This window comes from Nonomuraea lactucae (genome assembly GCF_003313395.1).
Classification (GTDB): Bacteria; Actinomycetota; Actinomycetes; order Streptosporangiales; family Streptosporangiaceae; genus Nonomuraea; species Nonomuraea lactucae.
Genome location: NZ_QNFZ01000548.1, coordinates 1 through 1755, shown reverse-complemented (window position 1 = coordinate 1755; position 1755 = coordinate 1). Strand labels below are relative to the sequence as shown.

General features: G+C 77.8%; 2 protein-coding genes. Both read right to left on the bottom strand.

The genetic code is table 11. The features are described 5' to 3' along the window. Positions 1 to 691, bottom strand: a 691-nt coding sequence (locus DQW85_RS23460; protein ID WP_476703610.1) for an ABC transporter ATP-binding protein, incomplete at its 3' end; no start/stop codon positions are given. Beyond that, positions 688 to 1755 (bottom strand): ATP-binding cassette domain-containing protein (locus DQW85_RS23455; RefSeq protein WP_162795288.1); only part of this gene is annotated, 1068 nt, incomplete at its 5' end. The genes DQW85_RS23460 and DQW85_RS23455, both read right to left, overlap by 4 nt.

Genomic DNA, 1755 nt, shown 5'->3' with positions numbered 1-1755 from the left:
CCCGGGCCGCCACCCGGGCCCGCGCGCGCTCCTCCGCGCCGCACGCCACGATGTCGCGCAGCCCACCCGCCAGCTCCGTCATGGCCTCGGCCAGCCGCTCGTCGGCCAGCAGGAACTCCCTCTGCCGCCGCGCCAGCAACGGCAGCGACGCCAGGAACAGCGCCAGCCCCGCCACGAACGGCGGCAGCACCAGCAGGGCCGCCCCCGGCGCCAGGGTGAGCAGCCCCAGGACCACGCTCACCACCGTGAACACGAACCCGCGGACGGTGGTGACCACCGCGGCGAACGCGTCCCTGGCCAGCTCGACCTGGAGCCCGGCACGGGTGACGGCTGCACTGTCCCGCCCGCCGTCCGCCCGCCCACCGCCCGCCGCGACCGGCTCGGCCGCCGCGCGGCGTACGGCGCTCTGGACGACGTGGGAGAGCAGGTCGTCGCGGAACGGCTCCGCGATGGCGGCGACCGCGAGGACGATCTGGCGGGCGGAGACCGCGGCGACCAGCCAGGCGGCGCCGAGCGCGGCCAGCCACGCCATCCCGGTCCAGGGGCGCGCGGCGGCGAAGCCGTCCTCGATGGCGCGGGCGATGGCGTGCCCGATGAGGAACGCGGGCCCCGCCTCCAGCACGGACCAGAGGCCGAGACGGGCCAGCTGGCGGGGCTCGCGGCGCAGGGCCAGCCACGGCAGCCTCTTCACGACACACCCTCCGCCTGGAACACCGCGCGGTAGCCGGGCTCCCGCCACAGCTCGCGGTGCGCCCCCCGGCCGCGCACGGTGCCGTGCTCCAGCCAGATCACCTGGTCCGCGAGGACGGCCGTGGCGAGCCGGTGCGCGACGATCAACCGGGTGCGGCCCCCGTTTCCGGCCGTCAGCGCGTGGGCGACCTGGTGTTCGGTCACGGTGTCGAGGCTGGAGGTGGCGTCGTCCAGGACGAGGAGGCGCTCTCCCTGCGCGAAGGCGCGGGCCAGGCCGATGCGCTGGCGTTCGCCACCGGACAGGGGAGCGTCCGCCGGCCGGGTGGCGTACCCGTGCGGCAGCCTCCGCACGAAGGCGTCGGCACGGGCGGCCCGCGCCGCCTCCACCACGTCGTGATCGTGAGCGGCGCGGCCGGGGGCGACGGCTTCGGCGATCGTGTCGCCGACCAGGACCGGCCTGTCGAACGCGTAGCCGACGGCGCGCCTCAGCTCGCCGTGTCCCAGCTCGGGCAGCGGCACCCCGTCGAGCAGCACGGCGCCCTCGTCCGGGTCGGCCAGCCGCGCGGCGAGCGCGGCGAGCAGCGACTTGCCCGAGCCCGACCGCCCCACCACCGCCGTCACGCTCCCGCCCGGGATCAGCAGCGACGGCACGGACAGTCCGGCGGCCGTCACCCCGCGGAACTCGACGGTCCCCGGCCCCGGGCCTCGACCGAGCGTGTCCCTGGGCGGGAGCCGGCGCGTTCCGTGGCGCGTGAGCGGGACCTGCAGCACCTGCGCCACCCGCTCCCCCGCCGACCGCGCCCTGGCCAGGCCGCCGACCAGGCCGAGCGCGGTGCTCAACGCCGAGCCCAGCACCGCGTACCGGGCCGCCGCGTACAGCTCCCCCACCGTCAGCTCCCCGGCGGCCAGCATGAACCCGCCGACCCCCAGCACGGCCACCTCCGCCAGCGGCACGACGAGACCGGCCCGCACACCGCCGGAGGCGTTGGCCCGCCACAGCTCCATGCCGTGGACCCGCAGCCGGGCCAGGGGCGCGAGGACCCGGCGCGCCTCCAGGCCGGCGGT